2 protein-coding genes are annotated in these 23,403 nt (G+C 74.2%); both read right to left on the minus strand.

Translation table 11 applies throughout. The annotated features are described in order from the left end of the window. On the minus strand, positions 1–11,063 hold an 11,063-nt coding region (locus AB0411_RS37005; RefSeq protein WP_437044471.1), incomplete at its 3' end, for a type I polyketide synthase. A 79-nt stretch (positions 11,064–11,142) separates the two neighbouring features. Then, on the minus strand, positions 11,143–23,097 hold the full coding sequence (locus AB0411_RS37010) for an SDR family NAD(P)-dependent oxidoreductase (protein ID WP_366421632.1): 11,955 nt from the start codon (positions 23,095–23,097) through the stop codon (positions 11,143–11,145). Positions 23,098–23,403 lie beyond the last annotated feature (306 nt).

The raw sequence follows: 23,403 nt of genomic DNA on the forward strand, positions 1-23,403 counted from the left end.
ACACCCTCCCCGCCCTCGACCAACAACCCCCACAACTCCTCCGGCGACCCCACACCACCAGGGAACCGACAACTCATCGCCACAATCGCCACCGGCTCATCCGAAGACGCCGCCGCCGTCGCGGCCGGGGCTCCCGCATCAACCGTTTCGTCGCCATCGGACAGCTCGCCTTCCAGATGGCGGGCCACCACGAGGGGAGACGGGTAGTCGAAGACCAGGGTGGCGGGCAGCGGCAGTCCCGTGGCGGCCTGGAGGTGGTTGCGCAACTCCACGGCGGTGAGGGAGTCGACACCGAGGCCGCGGAAGTCACGTGTGGGCTCGATCGCCTCGGGGCCGGGGTGTCCGAGGACGAGCGCGGCCTGCGTGCGTACGAGTTCCAGGAGCGCCGCTCGCCGCTCGTCCAGGGACAAGGGAGACAGCCGGGACCTCAGGGCGTCCGCCGGCGACATCGCCGCCGCCGAGGAGGCCGCAGTACGCCGCGCACTCCGCCCCAACAGGCCACGCATGAGCGGCGGAAGGACGCCCGCGGCGTCCTGCTCCCGCAGCATCGTGTGATGGAGCTGGACGGGGACGACCACGGGTACGGCGGCGTGTCGAGCGGCGTCGAAGGCCTCCACGCCGCGCTCCTCGGTGAAGGGGGTGATGCCGCCGCGTGCCATGCGTTGCAGGTCGGCTTCGCTCAGTTCGCCGGTCATTCCCGCGTCCGGAGCCCACGCACCCCACGCCAACGAGCGGGCCGGCAGCCCCGATCCGCTGCGCCGGCACACCAGGGCATCGACAAAGGCGTTCGCCGCCGCATAGTTGCCCTGGCCGGCGCTGCCGAAGGTGCCCGCCACGGAGGAGAACACCAGGAACTCCGCGAGGTCCGCGCCGCGCGTCAGCTCGTCCAGGTGCACCAGCGCGTCCGCCTTCGGCGCCAGTACCGCGTCCATGCGGGCGGGGCTCAGCGAGGACAGCACGCCGTCGTCGAGTACGCCGGCGGTGTGGACGACGGCGGTGAGGGGGTGCTGCTTCGGGACGGAGTCCAGCAGACCGCTCAAGGACTCACGGTCGGCCACATCACAGGCAGCGACCTCGACCTCGGCGCCCAGGGCCGCCAGCTCGTCGCGCAGGGCGTCCACACCGGGAGCCTTCGCCCCACGACGACTGGCCAACAGCAGATGCCGCACTCCGTGCTCGGCCACCAGATGCCGGGCCACCAGGGCACCCAGACCACCCGTGCCGCCCGTGACCAGCACCGTCCCCTCCGCATCCAGCGGGACCGGCATCGTCAGCACGACCTTGCCCACATGCCGGGCCTGACTGAGATACCGAAGGGCCTCAGGAGCCTTGCGCACATCCCACGCCGTCACCGGCAACGGCTCCAGCACGCCCCTCTCGAACAACTCCCGTACCTGCGCGAACATCTCCCCGATCCGGTCCGGCCCCGCGTCGAGCAGATCGAACGCCTGGTAGCGGACGCCCTCGTGCTCCGCGGCGACCTGCGCCGGATCACGGACATCGGTCTTGCCCATCTCCAGGAACCGACCGCCCCGCGGCAGCAGCCGCAGCGACGCGTCCACGAACTCCCGCGCCAGGGAGTCCAGCACCACATCCACACCCCGGCCACCGGTCGCCGCCAGGAACGAGCTCTCGAAGTCCAGATCACGCGACGAGGCGAGATGCGCGTCGTCCAGGCCCAGCGCGCGCAGCGTCCCCCACTTCCCCGGACTGGCGGTGGCGAACACCTCCGCACCCAGATGCCGCGCCAACTGCACCGCGGCCATGCCGACCCCACCCGCGCCGGCATGCACCACCACCGACTCGCCCGCCTGCACGCCGCCCAGTTCCACCAGCGCGTGATACGCCGTCAGGAAGACCACGGGAACCGACGCCGCCTGCGCGAACGACCAGCCCTCCGGAACCCGGACGACCATGCGCTCGTCCGCCACCGCCACCGAGCCGAACGCGTACGGGAACAACCCCATCACCCGGTCCCCCGGCGCCAGGCCCGCCACTTCAGGGCCGGTCTCGGTCACGACGCCGGCGCCCTCCAGGCCCAATGCACCCGCGTCTCCCGGATACGTGCCGAGGACGTTCAGCACATCGCGGAAGTTCACCCCGGCGGCCCGCACCGCGATGCGCACCTGGCCGGGCTCCAGTTCGTCCCTTGCCTCGGGGCGTCGCACCAGGCGCAGGCTCTCCAACGTGCCCTCGTCGGCGTTGTGGAGGCGCCATCCCTCCTGCGGCAGGCACGGCATCGACAGCTCGTCCCGCCGGATGTTCGTGCTCAGCCTCGGCAGCTGGGCCGTGCCCTGCCTCAGGGCGAGTTCGGGTTCCCCCGAGGCCAGGGCGGTCGGCAGGGCGGCCAGCGAGGCTTCCGTGCCGTCCACATCCACCAGCACGAAGCGGTCGGGGTGCTCCACGCGTGCGGCTCGGACGAGGCCCCAGACCATGGCCTGTGCGGGGTCGGGCTGCCGCAGTTCCGCCGGGACGGCGTTCCGTGTCACCACCACGAGTCGCGTGGCACGGTCGCGCTCGGCTTCCGTCCATTCCTGGACGCAGGCCAGCGCCCGGTAGGTGGCGGCCCGTGCGGCCGCAGGCGTTCCGGCGGAATCCCCGGTCATGGCGTCGAGGCGCAGCGCGACGAAGGAAGGGGTGGCGCCGGCCGGTGTGGAGCCCAGGTCGTGGAGGTCGTGGACGTCGTGGATGTCCACGAGGTCGACGGGTTCCGCGGTGGTCTCGGGTACGGGCGTCCAGTCGACCCGGTACAACGCGTCGGAGTGGGTGCTGCCCTGCCAGGCGCGGCTGAACGTCTCAGCCGTCAGGGGCTGCCGGGTGAGGGAGCCGATCTCCGCCACCGGCTGCCCCACGGCATCCGCCAGCTGGAGCGACAGCCCGCCCTCCGCACTCTTCGCGATGCGTGCCCGCAGCACGGTGGCTCCCGAGGCGTACAGCTTCACGTCCTGCCAGGAGACCGGCAGCTGTCCGAGTACGGCACTCTCGTCCGCTTCGAGCGCCAGGGCGTGGAGGACGCTGTCCAGCACTGCGGGGTGCAGCCCGAAGGACGAGGCCTCGGGCGCCTCGGGGAGCTCCACCGTGACGAAGAGGTCGGCGTCGCGCCGCCAGGCGTGGCGCAGTCCACGGAAGGCGGGACCGTAGGCGATCCCGGCGTCGGCGAAGGCGTCGTAGAGACCGTCCGTCGGGACGGGCTGTGCGCCTTCCGGGGGCCAGACGGCGAAGTCGAAGGTCTCGCGGTGACCGTCCGCCCCGAGCAGGCCGGTGGCATGCCGGATCCACGGTTCCTCCGCGACACCGGTGCTCCCGATGCGGCAGGAGTGGAGGGTCAGTGCACGGGTGCCGTGGAGGTCCGGCTCCTCGATGCGCATTTGCAGCTGGACGGATTCGTGGGCCGGGAGCACCAGGGGGGCTTCGATGGTCAGCGACTCGACGAGGTCACAGCCGGTCTGGTCGGCCGCGCGGAGCGCGAGTTCCAGGAAGGCCGTACCGGGGACGAGGAGGGAGCCGTCGACGACATGGTCCGCGAGCCACGGGTGGTCCTGCGCGGAGAGCCGGCCGGTGAAGACGACGGAGGAGGAGTCGGCGAGCGTGATGGTGGCCGCGAGGAGCGGGTGCTCGGCTGCCTGTAGTCCCGCCGAACCGAGATTTGTGGCGTTGGTGTGGGCGAGCCCGAGCCAGTACCGCTGGTGCTGGAAGGCGTAGGTGGGCAGTTCGATCTGCCGGGCGCCGGTGCCGGCGAAGAGCGTGGCCCAGTCGACGGGGACGCCGCGGGCGTAGGTGTGGCCGAGTGCGGTGAGGAGCCCGGTGACCTCCGGACGGTCCGTGCGGAGGGCCGGCACGAGGAGGTGGTCCGCGTCCGTGTCACCGTCGAGGCAGCCCTGTGCCATGGCGGTCAGGGTGCCGTCCGGCCCGAGCTCCAGGAACCGGGTGACCTCGTTCTCGACGAGCCGGCGGACGCCGTCGGCGAAACGGACGGCACCGCGGACATGCCGCACCCAGTAGTCGGGGGACATCAGTTCCCGCGGCGAGGCGAGTTCGCCGGTCACATTCGAGACCACCGGGATGCGGGGCTCCGCATAGGCCACGCTTTCGGCGACGGCACGGAACTCGTCGAGCATCGGCTCCATCAGCGGGGAGTGGAAGGCATGGCTCACCTGGAGCCGCTTCACCTTCCGGCCCTCGGACCGGAAATGATCGGCGATCTCCGCCACGGCGGATTCCTCACCGGAGACCACGATCGACCGCGGACCGTTCACCGCGGCGATGCTCACCCGCTGCTCCTGGCCCACCAGCAGCGGCACCACCTCGTCCTCGGCGGCCTGAAGCGCGACCATCGCGCCACCGGCGGGGAGCGCCTGCATCAACCGCCCACGGGCAGCAACCAGCCGGCACGCATCCTCCAGCGACAACACCCCCGCCACATGCGCGGCCACCACCTCACCGATGGAATGCCCCACCAGGAAATCCGGCCGCACACCGAACGACTCCACCAGCCGGAACAGCGCCACCTCCACCGCGAACAACGCCGGCTGGGTGAACCCCGTCCGATTCAGCAGCTCGGCCTCGTCACCGAACACCACCTCCCGCAGCGGCGAGGACAGCTCCACGTCGAAGTGCGCGCACACCGCGTCGAAGGCGTCCGCGAAGACCGGGAAGGTGTCGTACAACTCCCGCCCCATGCCCGGGCGTTGGGAGCCCTGCCCGGTGAACAGGAAGGCCAGGCCGCCCGCGGACGTGGCCATGCCCTGGGCGATATTGCCCTGCGGCTCGCCGCAGACGAGGGCGTGGAGGCCGTCGAGCAGGGTGTCCCGGTCCTGGCCGAGGACGACGGCCCGGTGTTCGAACGGCGAGCGCGTGGTGGCGAGCGAGAGTCCTACGTCCCGCGGATCCAGTTCGGGGTGGGTCGTCAGGTGCGCCGACAGGCGTTCCGCCTGCGCTTTGAGGGCCGCCTCGCTGCGTCCGGACAGGACCCAGGGCACGAGGGCCGCCGGTGGGGGCGTCCTGATGGGCGCGTCCTGCGTTCCGTCCCGGTCCTCGTCCCGCGGTGCGTCCGTCGGAGGCTGTTCGAGGATGACATGGGCGTTGGTGCCGCTCACGCCGAAGGACGAGACACCGGCCCGTCGGGGCCGGTCTCCCGCCGGCCACCGCACGTCCTCGGTCAGCAGCCGTACCTGCCCGGACGACCAGTCCACGTGCGAGGACGGCTGCTCGGCGTACCGCTGCCGGGGCAGGACGCCGTGCCGGAGGGCCTCCACCATCTTGATGACACCCGCCACACCGGCCGCCACCTGGGTGTGGCCGATGTTCGACTTCACGGAACCCAGCCACAACGGGCGGTCCGGGTCACGATCCTGGCCGTAGGTGGCCAGAAGTGCCTGGGCCTCGATCGGGTCGCCCAGCGTGGTGCCCGTCCCATGGCCCTCGACGGCGTCGACGTCCGATGCCGAGAGCCCCGCGCCGGCCAGTGCTTGCCTGATCACCCGCTGCTGGGAGGGGCCGTTCGGGGCCGTGAGGCCATTTGAGGCACCGTCCTGGTTCACTGCGCTGCCGCGTACGACCGCCAGTACCCGGTGGCCGTTGCGACGGGCGTCCGAGAGGCGCTCCACCAGCACGACGCCGGCGCCCTCGCCCCAGATGGTGCCGTCCGCGGACTCGGCGAACGCCTTGCAGCGGGCGTCCGCGGCGAGGCCGCGCTGCCTGCTGAACTCGATGAACGCACCGGGCGTGGACATCACGGTCACACCGCCGGCGAGGGCGAGGTCGCAGTCGCCCGAGCGCAGGGACTGCACCGCCAGGTGCAGGGCGACCAGCGACGAGGAACATGCCGTGTCCACGGTCACCGCGGGGCCCTCCAGGCCCAGCGCATACGCCACGCGGCCCGACACCACGGCGCCGGAGCTTCCGGTGAGCAGATGGCCCAGGAGGTCGTCGGGCATGTCGACGGAGCCCGACCCGTAGCCCTGGTAGCCGCAGCCCACGAACAGTCCGCTGCGGCTGCCGCGCAGCGACAGCGGGGCGATGCCGGCCCGTTCGACGGCTTCCCAGGAGATCTCCAGCAGCATCCGCTGCTGGGGGTCCATGGCCAGTGCCTCGCGGGGCGAAATCCCGAAGAAGCCGGGGTCGAAGTCGCCGGCGCCGCGGACGAATCCGCCCTCGCGCACATAACTGGTGCCCGGGCAGCCGGAGTCGGGGTCGTAGACGGCGTCGATGTTCCAGCCGCGGTCGTCGGGGAAGGGCGTGATGGCGTCGCCGCAGTCGGCGATCAGCTGCCAGAGGTCGTCCGGGGACCGCACGTCTCCGGGGTAGCGGCAGGCCATGCCGACGATGGCGATCGGTTCGCCGTCGGCCTGGACGGGGTGGGCGAGTGCGGCGGTGTGCTGCTCGCCGAGGTCTCCCAGGAGTTCGGCGCGCAGATGACGCGCCAGCGCCGGCGGCGTCGGGTGATCGAAGACGAGTGTCGGGGACAGGGGCAGCCCGACGGCCGCGGTGAGGGTGTTGCGCAACTCGACGGCGGTGAGGGAATCGGTGCCGAGTTCCTGGAAGGTGCGGGTGGTGTCGACGGCGTCGGGGCCCGGGAATCCCAGGACGGCCGCGAGCGTCCGGCGGACCAGGCGGAGCAGGTGTTGTTCCTGTTCGGCGGGGGTGCGCAGGGTGGCGAGGAGGCTGCGGACGTCGTCGGCCGGGGTGTCCTGTCCGGGGTTCTGGGCGGCGGCTTCGGGCAGTTTGCCGAAGAGCGCGTTGCGGCCCGCGGGGAACAGGTCCCAGTCGATGTCGGCGATGACGAGGTGGGTCTCGCCGTGGTCGAGTGCCTGGTGCAGCGCGACCAGTGCGGTGTCCGGCTCCATGGGCGGCAGGCCGGCGCGACTGAGTTTGGCGCGCAGGGTGGGGTCGGCGGCCATGCCCTCGTGTGCCCAGGGGCCCCAGGCGATGCTGGTCGCGGGCAGGCCGTGGGCGCGCCGGTGCTGGGCGAGGGCGTCCAGGCCGGCGTTGGCCGCCGCGTAGTTGGCCTGGCCGGCCGCGCCGAGGGTGCCCGCGAGGGAGGAGAACAGGACGAACGCGGTCAGGTCGTGTCCGCGGGTCAGGTCGTGGAGGTGGGCGGCGGCCTCGGTCTTGGGGCGGAGCACGGTGGCGAACCGCTCGGCGTCCATGGTGGCGAGGGTGCCGTCGTCGAGCACGCCTGCGGTGTGGAAGACGCTGGTCAGGGGCTGGTCCTCGGGGAGGGAGGCGAGGAGCCGCGCCAGGGCGTCGCGGTCTGCGGGGTCGCAGGCGGCGAGGGTGGTCCGGGTGCCGTGTGCGGTGAGTTCGGCGACGAGGTCCTGGGCGCCGGGGGCGTCGGGGCCGCGCCTGCTGATGAGGAGCAGGTGTGCGGCGCCTTCGCGGGCCAGTCGGCGGGCGAGGGCGGAGCCGATGGTGCCGGTGCCGCCGGTGATCAGCGTGGTGCCGGCGGGCGTCCAGGCGGACGATCCGCGGGGCTGCTCGGGGCGGGGGGCTCGGACCAGCCGGCGGGCGAAGAGGCCGGAGGCGCGGAGGGCGAACTCGGTGCCGTGCCCGGCGTCGTGCCCGGGGAGCACCGCGCACAGTCGGTCCAGGGCGCGGTCGTCGAGCTGTTCCGGCAGGTCGACGAGGCCGGTCCAGTGGTCGGGGTGTTCGATGGCGGCGCTGCGGCCGAGGCCCCAGAGAACGGCTTGGCCGGGGGCGCTGAGCGGGTCGGAGCGGCCGATGCTGACGGCGCCCCGGGTCGCGGTCCACAGCCGGACCGGGGCGTCGGCGCGCAGGAGTGCCTGGACGAGCGCACCGGTCACGACGAGGGCGGCGGGGGCGTCGGGGTGGCGGGGGTCGCGGGCGGTGCCGAGGCCGAGGAGGGAGAGCACGTTGATCTCGTCCGGGGCTCGGTCCCGGTCGCGGGTCTCCTCGATCCGTTGCGCGATGTGGTCGGCGTCGGCGTCCGGCGGCAGGCTCAGGGTGGTGACGGCCGTGCCGTGCCGGGCCAGTGCGGTCGAGAGGGCGGCGGCGACGGGCTGGTGGTGCTCCGGGTCCGCGGCGGGGACGACGAGCAGCCAGTGCGCCGGTGCGGTGGTGGCGGGGCTGGGGTCGACGGGCTCCCAGTGTTCCGCGTACCGCCAGGTCCGGGCGGTGGAGTGCTGCTGCTGGTCGCGGTGGAAGGCCGCGAGTGCGGGGACCACCGGTTCGAGGAGGGCGCGGTCGAGGCTGAGGCTGTCGGCGAGTTCCGGCACGTTCTGCTGCTCGACGGCGGTCCAGAACGCGGAGTCGGCGGGCCGGCCGGTGGGGGTGTGCTCGGGGGGTGCGGCGTTGAGCCAGTAGCGGGTGCGCTGGAACGCGTACGTGGGGAGGTCGACGCGGCGCGCGCCGGGCAGCAGCGCGGCCCAGTCCAGGGCGACGCCGGAGATGTGGAGCCTGCTGAGCGCGGTGAGCAGGCCGACGGCCTCGGGGGTGTCCTTGCGCAGGAGGGGGGTCAGCAGCCGGTCGCCGTCGGGCAGGCAGGCCGCTGCCAGTGCGGTGAGGGTGCCGTCGGGGCCGATTTCGACGAGCCGGGTGACATTGCGTTCGGCGAGGGCGCGGACGCCGTCGGCGAAGCGTACGGCCTGGCGGGCGTGGCGTACCCAGTAGTCGGGGCCGCACAGGTCGTCGTCGGTGGCGAGGCGGCCGGTGACGTTGGAGACGACGGGGATCTGCGGTTGCCGGTAGGTGAGGTCGCGGGCGGTGGCGCGCAGGTCCTCCAGCATCGGGTCCATGAGCGGCGAGTGGAAGGCGTGGCTGACGCGGAGGCGGGAGACCTTGCGGCCCAGGTCCCTGAAGTGGCCGGCGAGGGTGTCCACGACGGTTTCGTCGCCGGCGACGACGGTGGCCTCGGGGCCGTTGACCGCGGCGATGCTCACGCGGTCCGCGGTGTCCGCCAGCAGCGGCAGCACCTCGGCTTCGGCCGCCTGGAGGGAGGCCATGGCTCCGCCGGGCGGGAGCGCCTGCATCAGCCGTCCGCGGGCCGCCACCAGACGGCAGGCGTCGGGGAGGGACAGCACGCCGGCGATGTGTGCCGCGGCGAGTTCGCCGATCGAGTGGCCCATGACGACGTCGGGCTTGAGGCCCCAGGAGGTGAGCAGCCGGAAGAGGGCCACTTCGAAGGCGAAGAGGGCGGGCTGGGTGTGTCCGGTGCGGTCCAGCAGTGCCGGGTCGTCGCCGAAGACGGTGGCCCGCAGCGGCAGTTCGAGCTCCGGGTCGAGGTGTGCGCAGGCGGCGTCGAAGGCGTCGGCGAAGGCCGGGAACGTGTCGTACAGCTCGCGGCCCATGCCGAGGCGCTGGGCGCCCTGGCCGGTGAACAGGAACGCGGTCTTGCCGCGGAGGGGGGAGCCGCTGACCGCGCCCGCGGCGAGCGGGCCCTCCTCGGCGAGTGCGGTCAGCTCGCCGCGCAGTGCGGCCGGGTCGGTGCCGAGCAGGACCGCACGGTGTTCGAAGGCCGACCGGGAGGTGGCGAGCGAGTAGGCCAGATCGTACGGGTCCGTGCCGGGGTGGCCGTCCAGGTGCGCGCGCAGCCGGCCGGCCTGTGCCCGCAGGGCGTCCGCGCTGCGGGCGGAGAGCACCCACGGGATGTGCGGAGGGCGGACCGCGGTGGGAAGCGGGGTGTCCTCGGTGGCCGTCGCCCCGTCCGCCGCGCGCTGCTCCCCCTCGGCCGGGAGCTGTTCAGGGCCCTGTGCGGTCCGGTCCTCCGGGGCCTGTTCGAGGATGGTGTGGGCGTTGGTGCCGCTGATGCTGAAGGAGGAGACGGCGGCGCGGCGCGGCCGTGCGCCGTCCGGCCAGGCCACGGGCTCGGTCAGCAGCCGGACCTGCCCGGACGACCAGTCCACGTGGGTGGAGGGCCGGGTGGTGTGCAGGCTCTGCGGCAGGACACCGTGCCGCAGGGCGAGGACCATCTTGATCACGCCGGCCACGCCCGCGGCGGCCTGGGTGTGCCCGATGTTGGACTTCACCGAGCCCAGCCACAACGGGCGGTCCGCCGGGCGGTCCTGGCCGTAGGTGGCGAGCAGCGCCTGTGCCTCGATCGGGTCGCCCAGCGTCGTACCGGTGCCGTGGGCCTCGACGGCGTCCACGTCGGCGGGGGACAGCCCGGCGCCGCTGAGCGCGGAGCGGATCACGCGCTGCTGGGCGGGGCCGTTGGGGGCGGTGAGACCGTTGGAGGCGCCGTCCTGGTTGAGGGCACTGCCGCGGAGCAGGGCGAGCACGGGGTGGCCGTTGCGACGGGCGTCGGAGAGCCGTTCGACGAGGAGCATCCCGGCGCCCTCGCCCCAGCCGGTGCCGTCGGCGTCGTCGGAGAACGGCTTGCACCGGCCGTCGCGGGCGAGTCCGCCCTGCCGGCCGAACTCGACGAAGGCGGCGGGGGTGGACATGATCGCCACACCGCCGGCGAGGGCGAGGTCGCATTCGCCCGCCCGCAGGGACTGCGCGGCGAGGTGCAGGGTGACCAGCGAGGAGGAGCAGGCCGTGTCGACGGTGACGGCGGGGCCTTCGAGGCCGAGGGCGTAGGCGACCCGGCCCGAGACGACGCTGCCCGTGGTGCCGGTGAGGATGTGCCCTTCGACGCCCTCGGGGACGTTGCCACGCAGCCCGGAGCCGTACTCCTGGTTGCTGCAGCCCGCGAAGACGGCGGTCCTGCTGCCGCGCAGGGTCATCGGGTCGATGCCCGCCCGCTCCAGTGCCTCCCAGGACACCTCCAGCAGGAGCCGCTGCTGCGGGTCGGTGGCCAGCGCCTCTCGCGGGCTCATCCCGAAGAACTGCGGATCGAACTCGTCGGCGGTGTGGACGAATCCGCCGCGGGTGGTGGTCACATCGAGTGCGCCCAGGTCCCAGCCCCGGTCCGCGGGGAAATCGGACAGCGCGTCGACGCCCTCCGCGAGCAGCTGCCAGTACTCCTCGGGCGTCTGCACACCGCCGGGGAAGCGGCAGCTCATGGCGACGATGGCGAGGGGTTCACCGGCAGCGTCGACCAGCTGCTGGTTCTGCTTGCGCAGCCGGTCGTTCTCCCGCAGCGAGGCCCGGAGGGCTTCGACGATCTGATCCGCGGACGTGGCCATTGGTCAGCTCTCCATCATTCCGGCTTCGTCGGGTGTGGCTTCGTCGGGACGGCGGTGCTCAGCCGTCCGCTGCGCCGAACGCGAGGCGCACAAGGTCGTCGACTTCCATGCTGTCGAGGGCGTCGGGGTCGGTGGCGGCATCGCCCCCGGCCTCGCCGTCCGTGCCGGGTGTCGCCGGCCGCACCAGCGCCAGCAGGTCGTCGAGCAGCCCGGCCGCCCGCAGGCGGGCGAGGGGAATGGCGGCCAGGGCCTCCCGTACCGCTGCCTCCTCCTCCGGAGCGGCGGACGGCTCGGCGGGGTGCTCGGGGACGAGTTCCGCGCACAGGTGGTCGGCGAGGGCCAGCGGTGTGGGGTGGTCGAAGACCAGCGTGGCGGGCAGCAGGGCCCCGGTTGCGGCGCCGAGCCGGTTGCGCAGCTCGACGGCGGTCAGCGAGTCGAAGCCGAGGTCCTTGAAGGACTGCTGGTCGCCGACCTCGGCCGCGGAGGCATGGCCCAGTACGGCGGCGACCTGGGCGCACACCACGTCGAGCAGGGTGTGGTGTGCCTCGTCGCGACTGAGCGTGGCGAGCGTACGGGCGAGGGCGCCGGCGGAGTCCGGTCCGGCCGGTGCAGCGGGGCCGGCGGCGACCCGGCGGGGTGCGGTCGGCAGCAGGCCGCTGAGCAGCGGGGGTACGGGACCGGCCGAGCCCAGCGCGCGGGTGTCGACCAGCATCGGCAGCAGGGCTGCCTCGGGGCGGCCCAGTGCCGCGTCGTACAGGGCGAGTCCGTGGTCCGGGGTCAGGGCGGGCAGGCCGGCGCGAGCCATCCGCCGCAGATCGGCCTCGGTGAGTCCGCTGGTCATCCCCGTCGTCCGGGACCAGGGCCCCCAGGCGAGCGAGGTGGCGGGCAGCCCGGCGGCCCGGCGCTCGGCGGCGAAGGTGTCGCAGAAGGCGTTGGCGGCGGCGTAGTTGGCCTGTCCGGGCGAGCCGAACACGCCGGCCGTCGAGGAGAACACGACGAACGCGGCCAGGTCCTCGTCGCGGGTGAGGTCGTGCAGATGGGCCGTGGCATCGGTCTTGGGGCGCAGGACCGCACGGAGCCGCTGGGGGGTGAGCGAGGCGACGACGGTGTCGTCCAGGACGCCTGCCGTGTGCACGACCGCGGTGAGCGGATGCTCCTTCGGTACGCGGTCCAGCAGCCCGCGCAGGGCATCGCGGTCGGCGGCGTCGCAGGCCGTGACGGTGACCTCCGCGCCGAGGGCGGCGAGTTCGTCGCGCAGGGCGTCCGCGCCCGGCGCGGTCGGGCCGCGGCGGCCGGCCAGCATCAGATGCCGCACGCCGTGCCCGGCCACCAGATGCCGGGCCACCAGCGCGCCCAGACCACCCGTCCCGCCGGTGATCAGTACCGTTCCGGCCGGATCGAGCGCAACCGGCATCGTCAGTACGACCTTGCCGATGTGCTTGGCCTGGCTGAGGTGGCGGAAGGCCTCGGGGGCGTGCCGCACGTCCCACGCGGTCACCGGCAACGGCGTCAGCACACCTTGGTCGAACAGCTCACGGACCTGCGCGAACATCTCCCGGATCCGGTCCGGGCCGGCCTCGATCAGATCGAAGGCCCGGTAGCGGACGCCCTCGTGCTCGGCGGCCACCTGCTCCGGCTCTCGGATGTCGGTCTTGCCCATCTCCAGGAACCGGCCGCCCCGGGGCAGCAACCGCAGCGAGGCGTCGACGAACTCCCTTGCCAGGGAGTCCAGCACCAGATCCACCCCCCGGCCACCGGTCGCCGCCAGGAACGCCCCCTCGAAGTCCAGATCACGGGAGGAAGCGATACGCGCCTCGTCCAGACCCGCCTCGCGCAGGGTGTCCCACTTCCCCGGGCTCGCGGTGCCGAAGACCTCCGCGCCCAGGTGGCGCGCCATCTGCACGGCGGCCATGCCCACACCACCCGCGGCGGCATGCACGAGGACCGACTCGCCGGCCCGGAGGTCACCGAGTTCGGCCAGTGCGTAGTACGCCGTCAGGAAGACCACCGGAGCGGATGCCGCCTGCGCGAACGACCAGCCCTCCGGGACCCGGACGACCATCCGCGCGTCGGCCACCGCCACCGGGCCGAAGGCGTACGGGAAGAGTCCCATCACCCGGTCCCCCGGGGCGAGGCCGAGGACGTCGGGGCCGGTCTCGGTGACCACCCCCGCGCCCTCCAGGCCGAAGGCTCCGGCGTCGCCGGGATACATGCCCAGGACGTTGAGCACATCGCGGAAGTTGACCCCGGCGGCCCGCACCGCGATGCGTACTTCGCCGCGTCCCAACGGCCGTGCGGCGTCGTCGTGGGGCATGAGGGCGAGGTGATCGAGGGTGCCCTTGCCGGTCATGCCGAGGCGCCAGCAGGTGCCGTCGGCCGGCTCGCGCAGTGCGGTGCCGGCGTGGACGGGGGCGACCTTCGGCAGGTGCACGGTGCCGCCGCGGACGGCGAACTGGGGCTCGTGCGTGGCCAGTGCCGCGGGCAGCGCGGCGTACGAGGTGTCCTGGCCGTCGAGGTCGGCGAGGACGAACCGGCCGGGGTGCTCGGACTGCGCCGAGCGCACCAGGCCCCAGATGGGGGCGGCCGCGGAATCGTGAGAGGTGGTGCCGGGGGCGTCGACGGCTCCCCGGGTGACGAAGACGAGCCGGGCCGCGGCGGGTGGGTCCGCCAGCCACCGCTGGACCAGTGCCAGTGCGCCGGTGGCCGCCTCGTGCGGGTCGGGGGCGGGGAGTGCCACGAGGACGGTGCCGGTGGCCTCCTGGAGGTCGGTGCCGGTCAGCCGGGTGGCGGGCAGGCCCGCGCCGTCCAGGTCGGCGGCGAGGTCCTCGCTGTCCAGGACGAGGAGGCGGGCCGGCTCCTCGGAGGGCGTCGTGGGTATCGGGGCCACGGGCCAGTCGAGGTGGTGGAGGGGGCCGGCGGAGCGGGCGGAGAGCGCGACCCGGTCCGGGGTGAACTCGCGCAGCGTCAGCGCCTCGATGCCGGCGACGGGCCGGCCGTCGGTGTCGGTGAGCGCGATCGAGACGGTATCGGGGGCGGACAGGTCGAGGCGGACCCTGAGCTGCGTGGCCCCGGTGGCGTGGATCTGGACTCCGCGCCAGGAGAAGGGCAGCCGTCCGCTGTCGGTGTCCTCCGTCGGCAGGAACGCCGTCGCGTGCAGCGCGGCGTCGAGCAGCGCCGGGTGGAGGGCGAAGCGGTCCGCGTCCTGGTGCGCCGGCTGGGGCAGGGTCACCTCGGCGTGTACCCGGTCGCCCTGGCGCCAGGCGGCGCCCAGTCCTTGGAAGAGCGGCCCGTAGTCGAATCCGCCCGCGCCCAGTTGCGCGTAGAGGTCGTCGGCGGGGAGCGGCTCGGAGCCGGCGGGCGGCCAGGCGGACGCGGCCGGTTCCATGGGCTCCGGGTGGGCGGCGGTGAGGGTGCCGGTGGCGTGCAGCGTCCAGGGCTCGCCGGGGGCCGGGTCGGTGCGGCGGGCATGGACGGTGAACGGGCGGTGGCCCTGCCCGTCGTCGTTGCCGAGGACCGCCTGGAGGTCCACCGCGTCCTCCTCGGGCAGGACGAGCGGGCTGACCAGGGTCAGGTCCGCCACCCGGGGGCAGCCCGCCCGGTCGCCGGCCAGGACGGCGAGTTCCACGAAGGCCGTGCCGGGGACGACGGCGGTGCCCGCCAGGGCGTGGTCGGCGAGCCACGGCTGGTCGGCTACCGAGATCCGGCCGGTGAACAGCCGGCTGCCGTCGGCGAGTTCGACGGCGGCGCTCAGCAGCGGGTGGCCGGCCTGGCCGATTCCGGCGGTCGCACGGGCACGGGGAGTCGGCCAGTAGCGCTGCCGCTGGAAGGGGTAGGTGGGCAGGCCCTCGACCGCCTGCTGTCCCTGGTGGGCGTTGGCGACGGCGGACCAGTCGACGTCCGCGCCGTGGACATGGGCGCGGGCGAGGCCGTCCAGCAGCGAGCGCACCTCGGACGTCCGGTCGCGGAGCAACGGGACGACCGCGGTGCCCGGGGAGTCGGGGAGCAGGCAACCGGCTGCCATCGCGGAGAGGGTGCCGTCGGGGCCGAGTTCGACATAGCGCTCCACGCCCTGCTCCGCGAGCCCGCGGATGCCGTCGTGGAAACGGACGGCGCCCCGCGCCTGCCGTACCCAGTAGTCGGGGACGTGCAGTTCGGTGGCGGCCTCGCCGGTCAGGTTGGACACGACGGGGATCCGCGGCTCGTGGTAGGCGAGCCCTTCGGCGACCGTACGGAACTCGGCCAGCATCGGGTCCATGTGCGGTGAGTGGAACGCATGGCTGACCTGGAGCTGCTTGGTCCGGCGGCCGTCGGCGGCCAGCCGGCCCGCGATCCGGGCGACGGCGGCACGGTCGCCGGAGATCACCACGGAGTCGGGGCCGTTGACGGCGGCGAGGCAGACCTGCTGGTCGAGCCCGTCGAGCAGCGGCCGCACCTCGGCCTCCGTCGCCTGGAGCGCGACCATGGCGCCGGTCTCCGGGAGCGCCTGCATGAGGCGGCCGCGGGCGGCGACCAGGGCACAGGCGTCGGCCAGGGAGAACGCCCCGGCGACATGTGCGGCGGTCACTTCGCCGATGGAGTGGCCCAGCAGGTGATCGGCGCGCAGGCCGGCGCTCTCGGCGAGGCGGTGGAGGGCGGTCTCCATGGCGAAAAGGGCGGGCTGGGTGTATTCCGTCCGGTGCAGCAGGCCCTCGGTGTCGTGGAACATGACGTCCCGCAGCGGCCGGTCGAGAGGGCCGGCGAAGTGGTCGCAGATCTCGTCGAGGGCCTGGGCGAACACCGGGAAGGTGCGGTGCAGTTCGCGGCCCATGCCGGGGCGCTGGGCGCCCTGCCCGGTGAACAGGAACGCGGTGCGCGCGCCGGGACGGGCCACGCCCTGGGCGGTTCCGGTGGCCGGCTGCGCACCGGCGGCCAGCCCGCCCAGGGCGGACAGGAGGCCGGCGCGGTCGGGGCCGTGGACGACGGCGCGGTGTTCGAAGGAGGCGCGGGTGGTGGCCAGGGCGTGGCCGACGGCTGCGGCGGGCAGCTCGGCGTGGTGTTCGGCGTGTGTGTGCAGGGCCGTGGCCAGGGCGCGGAGCGCTTCGGGGCTGCGGGCGGACAGCGGCCAGACGACCGGCAGCGGGGCGGTGCCGGCGGCCTCCGGTGCGTCCGGCGGCGGCGTGCCGTCCGCCGGTGCGGTGGGCCCGGCCGGTGCCGGGGTGGCCTGTTCGAGGATGAGGTGGGCGTTGGTGCCGCTGAAGCCGAAGGAGGAGACGGCGGCTCTGCGGGGGCGCCCGTGCTCGGGCCAGGTGACGGGGGCGGCCAGCAGGTCCACGGCGCCTTCGGTCCAGTCCACATGGGACGACGGGGCGTCGAGGTGCAGCGTCTGCGGCAGCAGGCCATGGCGCAGGGCCTGCACCATCTTGATCACCCCGGCCACGCCGGCCGCGGCCTGGGTGTGCCCGATGTTCGACTTCACCGACCCGAGCCACAGGGGCCGGTCCCCGGCGCGCTCCTGGCCGTAGGTGGCGAGGAGTGCCTGTGCCTCGATCGGGTCGCCGAGGGTGGTGCCGGTGCCATGGGCCTCGACGGCGTCGACGTCACCGGCCGTGAGCCGGGCGTCGGCGAGCGCGGCCCTGATCACCCGTTGCTGGGAGGGGCCGTTGGGCGCTGTGAGGCCGTTGCTCGCGCCGTCGGAGTTGATGGCGCTGCCGCGGACGACGGCGAGCACCGGATGCCCGTTGCGCCGGGCGTCGGACAGCCGCTCGACCAGCAGCATGCCGGCGCCCTCGCCCCAGCCGGTCCCGTCGGCGGCGTCGGCGAACGCCTTGCAGCGGCCGTCGGCGGACAGCCCGCGCTGGCGGCTGAACTCCAGGAACGCGGCAGGGGTCGACATCACGGTGACGCCGCCCGCCAGGGCGAGCGAGCACTCCCCCGACTGGAGGGCGCGTACGGCCCAGTGCAGGGCGACGAGAGAGGAGGAGCATGCCGTGTCCACGGTGACGGCCGGGCCTTCGAGACCGAAGGAGTAGGCGATCCGGCCGGAGACCACGCTCGCGGCGTTGCCCGTTCCCAGGTATCCGTCGACGGTCTCGGCGGCGTTGCCCAGGACGGTGGTGTAGTCCTGTCCGTTGGTGCCGGCGAAGACGCCCGTGCGGCTGCCGCGCAGGGAGTGCGGGTCGATACCGGCCCGCTCGAACGCCTCCCAGCAGACCTCCAGCAGGATCCGCTGCTGGGGGTCCATGGCCAGGGCCTCGCGGGGCGAGACGCCGAAGAACGCGGCGTCGAAGCGGTCGGCCTCGGCGAGGAAGCCGCCCTGACGGGTGTAGGTGGTGCCCTCGTGTTCCGGGTCGGGGTCGTAGAGCGCGGCGGTATCCCAGCCCCGGTCGTCGGGGAACTCTCCGATGGCGTCGCCGCCGGCGGCCAGGAACTCCCAGAACGCCTCCGGGGTCCGGAGGCCGCCGGGGAAGCGGCAGCTCATCGCCACGATGGCGACCGGCTCACCGGCCGTCGTGGCATCGGCCCCGGCGGCCGCCACCTCCTCTCCGTCGCCGAGCAGTTCGGCCAGCAGGTAGGTGGCGACGGCCGAGGGCGTGGGGTGGTCGAAGACCAGGGTGGCCGGCAGCCGGAGTCCGGTGCGGCGGCCGAGCGCGTTGCGCAGTTCGAGGGAGGTCAGGGAGTCCAGGCCGAGGTCCCCGAAGGCCCGGTCGGCGTCGACCCGGCCGGCCGAGGTGTGGCCGAGGACGGCGGCGATCTCGGTGCGCACCAGGTCGAGGACGTGGGCCCGGCGCTCCTGCGGCGTCAGGGCGGCCAGTGCGTGGGCGGCCGGGGACGCGGGGCCGGCGCCCGGCGCGGCCGCCGGGGCCGCGGTCCGCCTGGCGGGGCGGCCGGCCAGCCCCCGGAGCAGGGGGGCGACCGCGGGGCCGCTTCTGCGGATCGCGGCGACATCGAGCGGCACCGGGACCGGTACGGCCCGGTCCTGGGCCAGGCAGCGGTCGAACAGGGCGAGCGCCGCCTCGGTGGACAGCACGCCGACGCCGCCGCGGTCCATCCGCCGCCGGTCCGTCTCGTCCAGGCGGGCGCTCATCTCGCTGCGCTCGGCCCACATGCCCCAGCCGAGCGCCATGGCCGGGCGGCCCTCGGCGCGGCGCCGGTGGGCGAGCGCCTCCAGGAAGGCGTTACCGGCGGCGTAGTTGCCCTGGCCGGGGCCGCCGAAGGTGGCGGCGGCCGAGGAGAACAGCACGAAGGCGGACAGGTCGAGATCCCGGGTGAGCCGGTCGAGGTTGACCGCGGCATCGGCCTTGGGCCGCAGGACGGCGGCGATCCGCTCGGGGCCGAGGGAGGAGATCACCCCGTCGTCGAGCACCCCTGCGGCGTGCACGACCGCTCCCAGGGGGTGTGCTTCGGGGAGGGTGGCCAGCAGGTCGGCCAGTGCCGTGCGGTCGGCGGCATCGCAGGCGGCAAGGGTCACCCGGGCGCCCAACGCACGCAATTCAGCGGCGAGTTGCCCGGCGCCGGGCGCGGTCGCACCGCGGCGGCCGACGAGCAGCAGATGCCGTACGCCGTGCCCGGTCACCAGGTGCCTGGCCACGGCGGCGCCGACGGTCCCGGTGGCTCCGGTGACCAGGACCGTGCGGAACGCATCGAAGCGGGCTGCGGCCACGGGGTGGGGGTGTGTGCCGTGCGGGGAGGGCTGCGGAAGCCGCGTCAGCCGGGGGGCCAGGAGGCGCGTGCCGCGGACGGCGAGCTGCGTCTCCCCCGCCCCCATGGCCGCGCCGACCGCGGCGGCGGGCAGGACGTCGGAGTCGTGGGAGTCGGCGTCGTGGGAGTCGGCGTCGTGAGAGTCGGGGTCGTGGGAGTCGGGGTCGTGGGAGTCGGGGTCGTGGGCGTCGGTTTCGCGGGCATCGGTGTCAGCGCCCGTTTCCGTGTCCGTGTCCACGAGCAGGAAGCGGTCGGGGTTCTCCGACTGTGCCGAGCGCACCAGGCCCCACACCGCGGCGGCGGACAGGTCCGTGACGGTCTCGTCCGGGCCGGTGGCGACGGCGCCCCGGGTGAGGAGGACCAGCCGTGCGTCGGCGAGGCCCGGCAGGGCGAGCCAGCTCTGCAGCAGCGTCAGGGCGTGCACGACCGAGGTGCGGGCGGCGTCGGCCGGTTCACCGGGCTCGGCGACCGGGACCACGTCGGCGGTCCGCCAGGGCACGACGACGAGGTCGGGGGCGTCGGCGCCCTGTTCCACGGCCGTGGCGAGCGCGTGGAGTTCACCGTGGACGGAAGATGCGCCGGCCCCGGCCCCTTCCGCGCCGAGGACGGCGACCCGGCAGGGCCGCTGCTGCGGGGTGGGCGGCCGCAGCCCGGTCCACTCGACGGCGAAGAGATCGTCGCGTTCGCCGGGGTGCCGCGGCGGTGCGAACTCGGTGGCGGGTACGGGCGTGACGGAGCCGAACGAGGCGACCGGCTCGCCGAGTTCGTCCGTGAGGTGGATATCCAGGCCGCCGTCGTCCGCGGGGGCGAGGCGGGCGCGCACCGATTCCGCGCCCACCGCGTGCAGCACGCAGTCGCGCCAGGACACGGCGACGGCGTCGGGGTGCCCCGCCGCCGGGAGCGCCCGGAGCACGGCGTCGAGCAAGGCCGGGTGCAGGGCGTACCGGGCCGCGTCGGCGCGGTACTCCTCGGGCAGTGCGGCCTCGGTGAACACCGTGTCGCCCTGCCGCCATACGCTTCCCGGCCCGCCGGACGGGAGGCCGTGCGGGGACTCATCGCCTTCCGCGGTCCCGGAAGAGGCGTCCGCGTTCACCGGCCGGGCGTCGGCGGGGGGCCAGACCCGCAGGTCGTGGCCGGGGAGTGGGGGCGGCTGCGGGGTGAGCGTGCCGTGGGCGTGCCGGGTCCACGGCGTGTCGTCGTCCGGCCGGTCGGCGGGCCGGGAGTGCACCGTGAGGGTGCGCTGCCCGTCAGGTTCCGCGGCGGCGTCGAGCACCACCTGGATCTCGACGGCGGACCGGTCGGACAGGACGAGGGGGGCGTCCACGGTGAGTGCGGCTACGTGTTCACAGCCGGCGACCGCACCGAGGTGCAGGGCGAGGTCGAGGTAGGCGCTCGTGGGGAGCGGGACGCGGCCGTCGACCGCCCGGTCGGCGAGCCAGGGGTGGGCGGAGGGGGCGAGACGTCCGGTGGAGACGACGGCGCTGCGGTCCGCGAGGGTGATGGCCGTCGGGAGCAGGGGGTGGTCGCCCGGGCGGTGCGCGGCGGGCGCCTCGGGGGCCAGCCAGTAGCGCTCGCGCTGGAAGGCGTAGGTGGGCAGGTCGATGCGGTCGGCACCGGGGAAGAGGCGGTCCCAGTCGGGGCTCGCGCCGCGGGTGTGCAGTGCGCTCAGCGCGGTGAGGACGCTGTCCGTCTCGGCCCGGTCCTTGCGCAGGGCGGAGACGAAGAGGGGGCCGGGATGGCCGGGGTCCGTGTCGAGGCAGCCCTGCGCGAGGGCGGTGAGGGTGGCGTCGGGGCCGATTTCGAGGAAGCGGGTGACCCCGCGCCGTTCCAGTGCCCGGATGCCGTCCGCGAACCGCACGGCCTCCCGTACGTGCCGTACCCAGTAGTCGGCGGTCCCCAGGTCGGCGGCCGGCTCCCCGGTCACATTGGAGATGACCGCGATGCTCGGCTGATGGAACGTCACACTCCGTGCCACGGACCGGAATGCGTCGAGCATGGGGGCCATCAGCGGGGAGTGGAAGGCATGGCTCACCCGGAGCCGTCTGGCCTTGCCGCCCTGTTGTTCGAAGTGCCGCACGAGGGGGGCGAGCGCGTCCTCGTCGCCGGCCACGACGGTCATCCGGGGCCCGTTGACGGCGGCGATGCCCAGCCGTTCGCCGGCGTCGGCCAGCAGCGGCAGCACCTCGTCCTCGGCGGCCCGCAGGGAGAACATCGCGCCCCCGGCCGGCAGCGCCTGCATCAGGCGGCCGCGGGCGGCCACGAGCCGGCAGGCGTCCGGCAGCGTGAGGACACCGGCGACGTGCGCGGCGGCCAGTTCTCCGATGGAGTGCCCGAGCAGGAAGTCGGGGGCCTGGCCCCAGGATTCGACGAGCCGGAAGAGCGCCACCTCGAAGGCGAAGAGTGCGGGCTGGGTGAAGCCGGTGCGGTCCAGCGCCGCCGCGTCCTGGCCGAAGACGACGTCCGCGAGCGGCTGGGGCAGCTCCGGGTCGAGGTGGGCGCAGATCTCGTCGAAGGCCGCCGCGAAGACGGGGAACGCCATGTGGAGGTCGCGGCCCATCCCGAGGCGCTGGGCCCCCTGGCCCGCGAAGAGGAACGCCGTCTTGCCGCGACCGGCCGTGCCCCGGACGGCCGCGGTGTCGTCGCCCTGCGCGAACCGGGCGAGGCGCCGGAGCAGCTCCTCGCGGTCCTGGCCCAGCACCACCGCGCGTTCCTCGAAGGCGGTACGGGTGGTGGCGAGCGAGGCGCCGATGGCCTCGGCTCCGGTGTCGGTCAACTGCTCTACGCGGGCCAGCAGTTGTGCCGCCTGGGCCCTGAGGGCCGGTGCGCTGCGGGCGGAGAGCACCCAGGGCACCACCGGGAGCGGCGCGGCGGGCCGCGGCGCCTCGGCGTCCTGCTCGGCGGACGGGACGGGCTCCGCCGCGTCGGGGCCGTCCGGCTGTGGCGCGGTCTCGGCGGGCGGGGCCTGTTCGAGCACGGCGTGGGCGTTCGTCCCGCTGACGCCGAAGGCCGAGACCCCGGCGCGCCGTGGCCGGTCGGTGTCGGGCCAGTCGACGGCGTCGCTGAGCAACCGGACCTCGCCCTCGCTCCAGTCGACGTGGGTGGAGGGCCGCTCGGCGTGCAGGGTGCGGGGCAGCACGCCGTGCTGCATTGCCTGCACCATCTTGATGACCCCGGCGACACCGGCCGCGGCCTGGGTGTGACCGACGTTGGACTTGACCGTGCCGAGCCACAGCGGGCGGCCGGCTTCCCGTTCCTGGCCGTAGGTGGCGAGCAGCGCCTGCGCCTCGATGGGGTCGCCGAGGGTGGTGCCGGTGCCGTGCGCCTCGACAGCGTCCACGTCGGACGGAGTCAGGCCCGCGGCGGTGAGTGCCGCGCGGATGACGCGCTGCTGGGACGGCCCGTTGGGGGCGGTCAGCCCGCTGCTCGCACCGTCCTGGTTGACGGCGGTGCCCCGGACGAGGCCGAGCACGCGATGGCCGTTGCGGCGGGCGTCGGAGAGTCGTTCGAGCAGCAGCATGCCGGCGCCTTCGCCCCAGCCCGTGCCGTCGGAGTCGTCGGAGAACGCCTTGCAGCGGCCGTCGGCGGACAGCCCGCGCTGGCGGCTGAACTCCAGGAAGGTGACGGGGGTGGACATCACGGTGACACCGCCGGCGAGGGCGAGGGAGCACTCGCCCTGGCGCAGTGCGTTGCAGGCCAGATGCAGGGCGACCAGGGAGGAGGAGCAGGCGGTGTCGACGGTCACCGCCGGGCCTTCGAGTCCGAAGGTGTAGGCGACCCGGCCGGAGGCGATGCTGGCGGCGCTGCCGTTGCCCAGGTGTCCTTCGAGGCCGGCGGGCGGCTCGGTGAACCGCGAGCCGTAGTCGTTGTACATGACGCCGACGAAGACGCCGGTGGGGCTGCCCTTGAGGCTCTGCCGTCGGAGCCCTGCCCGTTCGAAGGCCTCCCAGGACGTTTCGAGGAGGAGGCGCTGCTGCGGGTCGGTCGCCAGTGCCTCGCGGGGCGACATGGCGAAGAAGTCCGGGTCGAAGTCGGCGGCGTCGTGGAGGAAGCCGCCTTCCCGGGTGTAGCAGGTGCCGGGGTGGGCGGGGTCCGGGTGGTAGAGGGCGTCCACGTTCCAGCCGCGGTCCTCCGGGAAGGGCGTGATGCCGTCCGTGCCGTCGGCGACGAGCTGCCAGAGGTCTTCGGGTGAGCGCACATTGCCGGGGTAGCGGCAGCTCATGGCGACGATCGCGATGGGCTCGCGCTCGCGGGCCTCCATCTCGCGCAGTCGCTTGCCGGTGCGGTGGAGATCCGCCGTCACCCTTTTCAGATAGTCGCGGAGCTTTCCCTCGCTCACCGTTCAGCTCCCTTCCCCGGACCGCCCGGCGGACCGGCGGCCTGCCTCACACCGGCGACCACGACGCTGGATCCTCTACTCGCTGATCACATTCTGTGGGCGCCGGTCGGCCGAATTGAGCCCCGGCCGGGGACTCTAAGAGAACCCCTAGGAGGTGCCGGGCCTGCGGCGACCGGCACCGTCGGGCGTTCGCCGCCACGGGTCCGCGTGCGCCGCGGAGGGGCACGGCCCGCGGACGGCGGCCCACGGCGCGTGTCGCGGACGACACCGGCCCCGGCAGCCCGTCAGTGGGCGGCCGGAGCCGGT

It is taken from the genome of Streptomyces angustmyceticus (assembly GCF_040701845.1).
Classification (GTDB): domain Bacteria; phylum Actinomycetota; class Actinomycetes; order Streptomycetales; family Streptomycetaceae; genus Streptomyces; species Streptomyces angustmyceticus_A.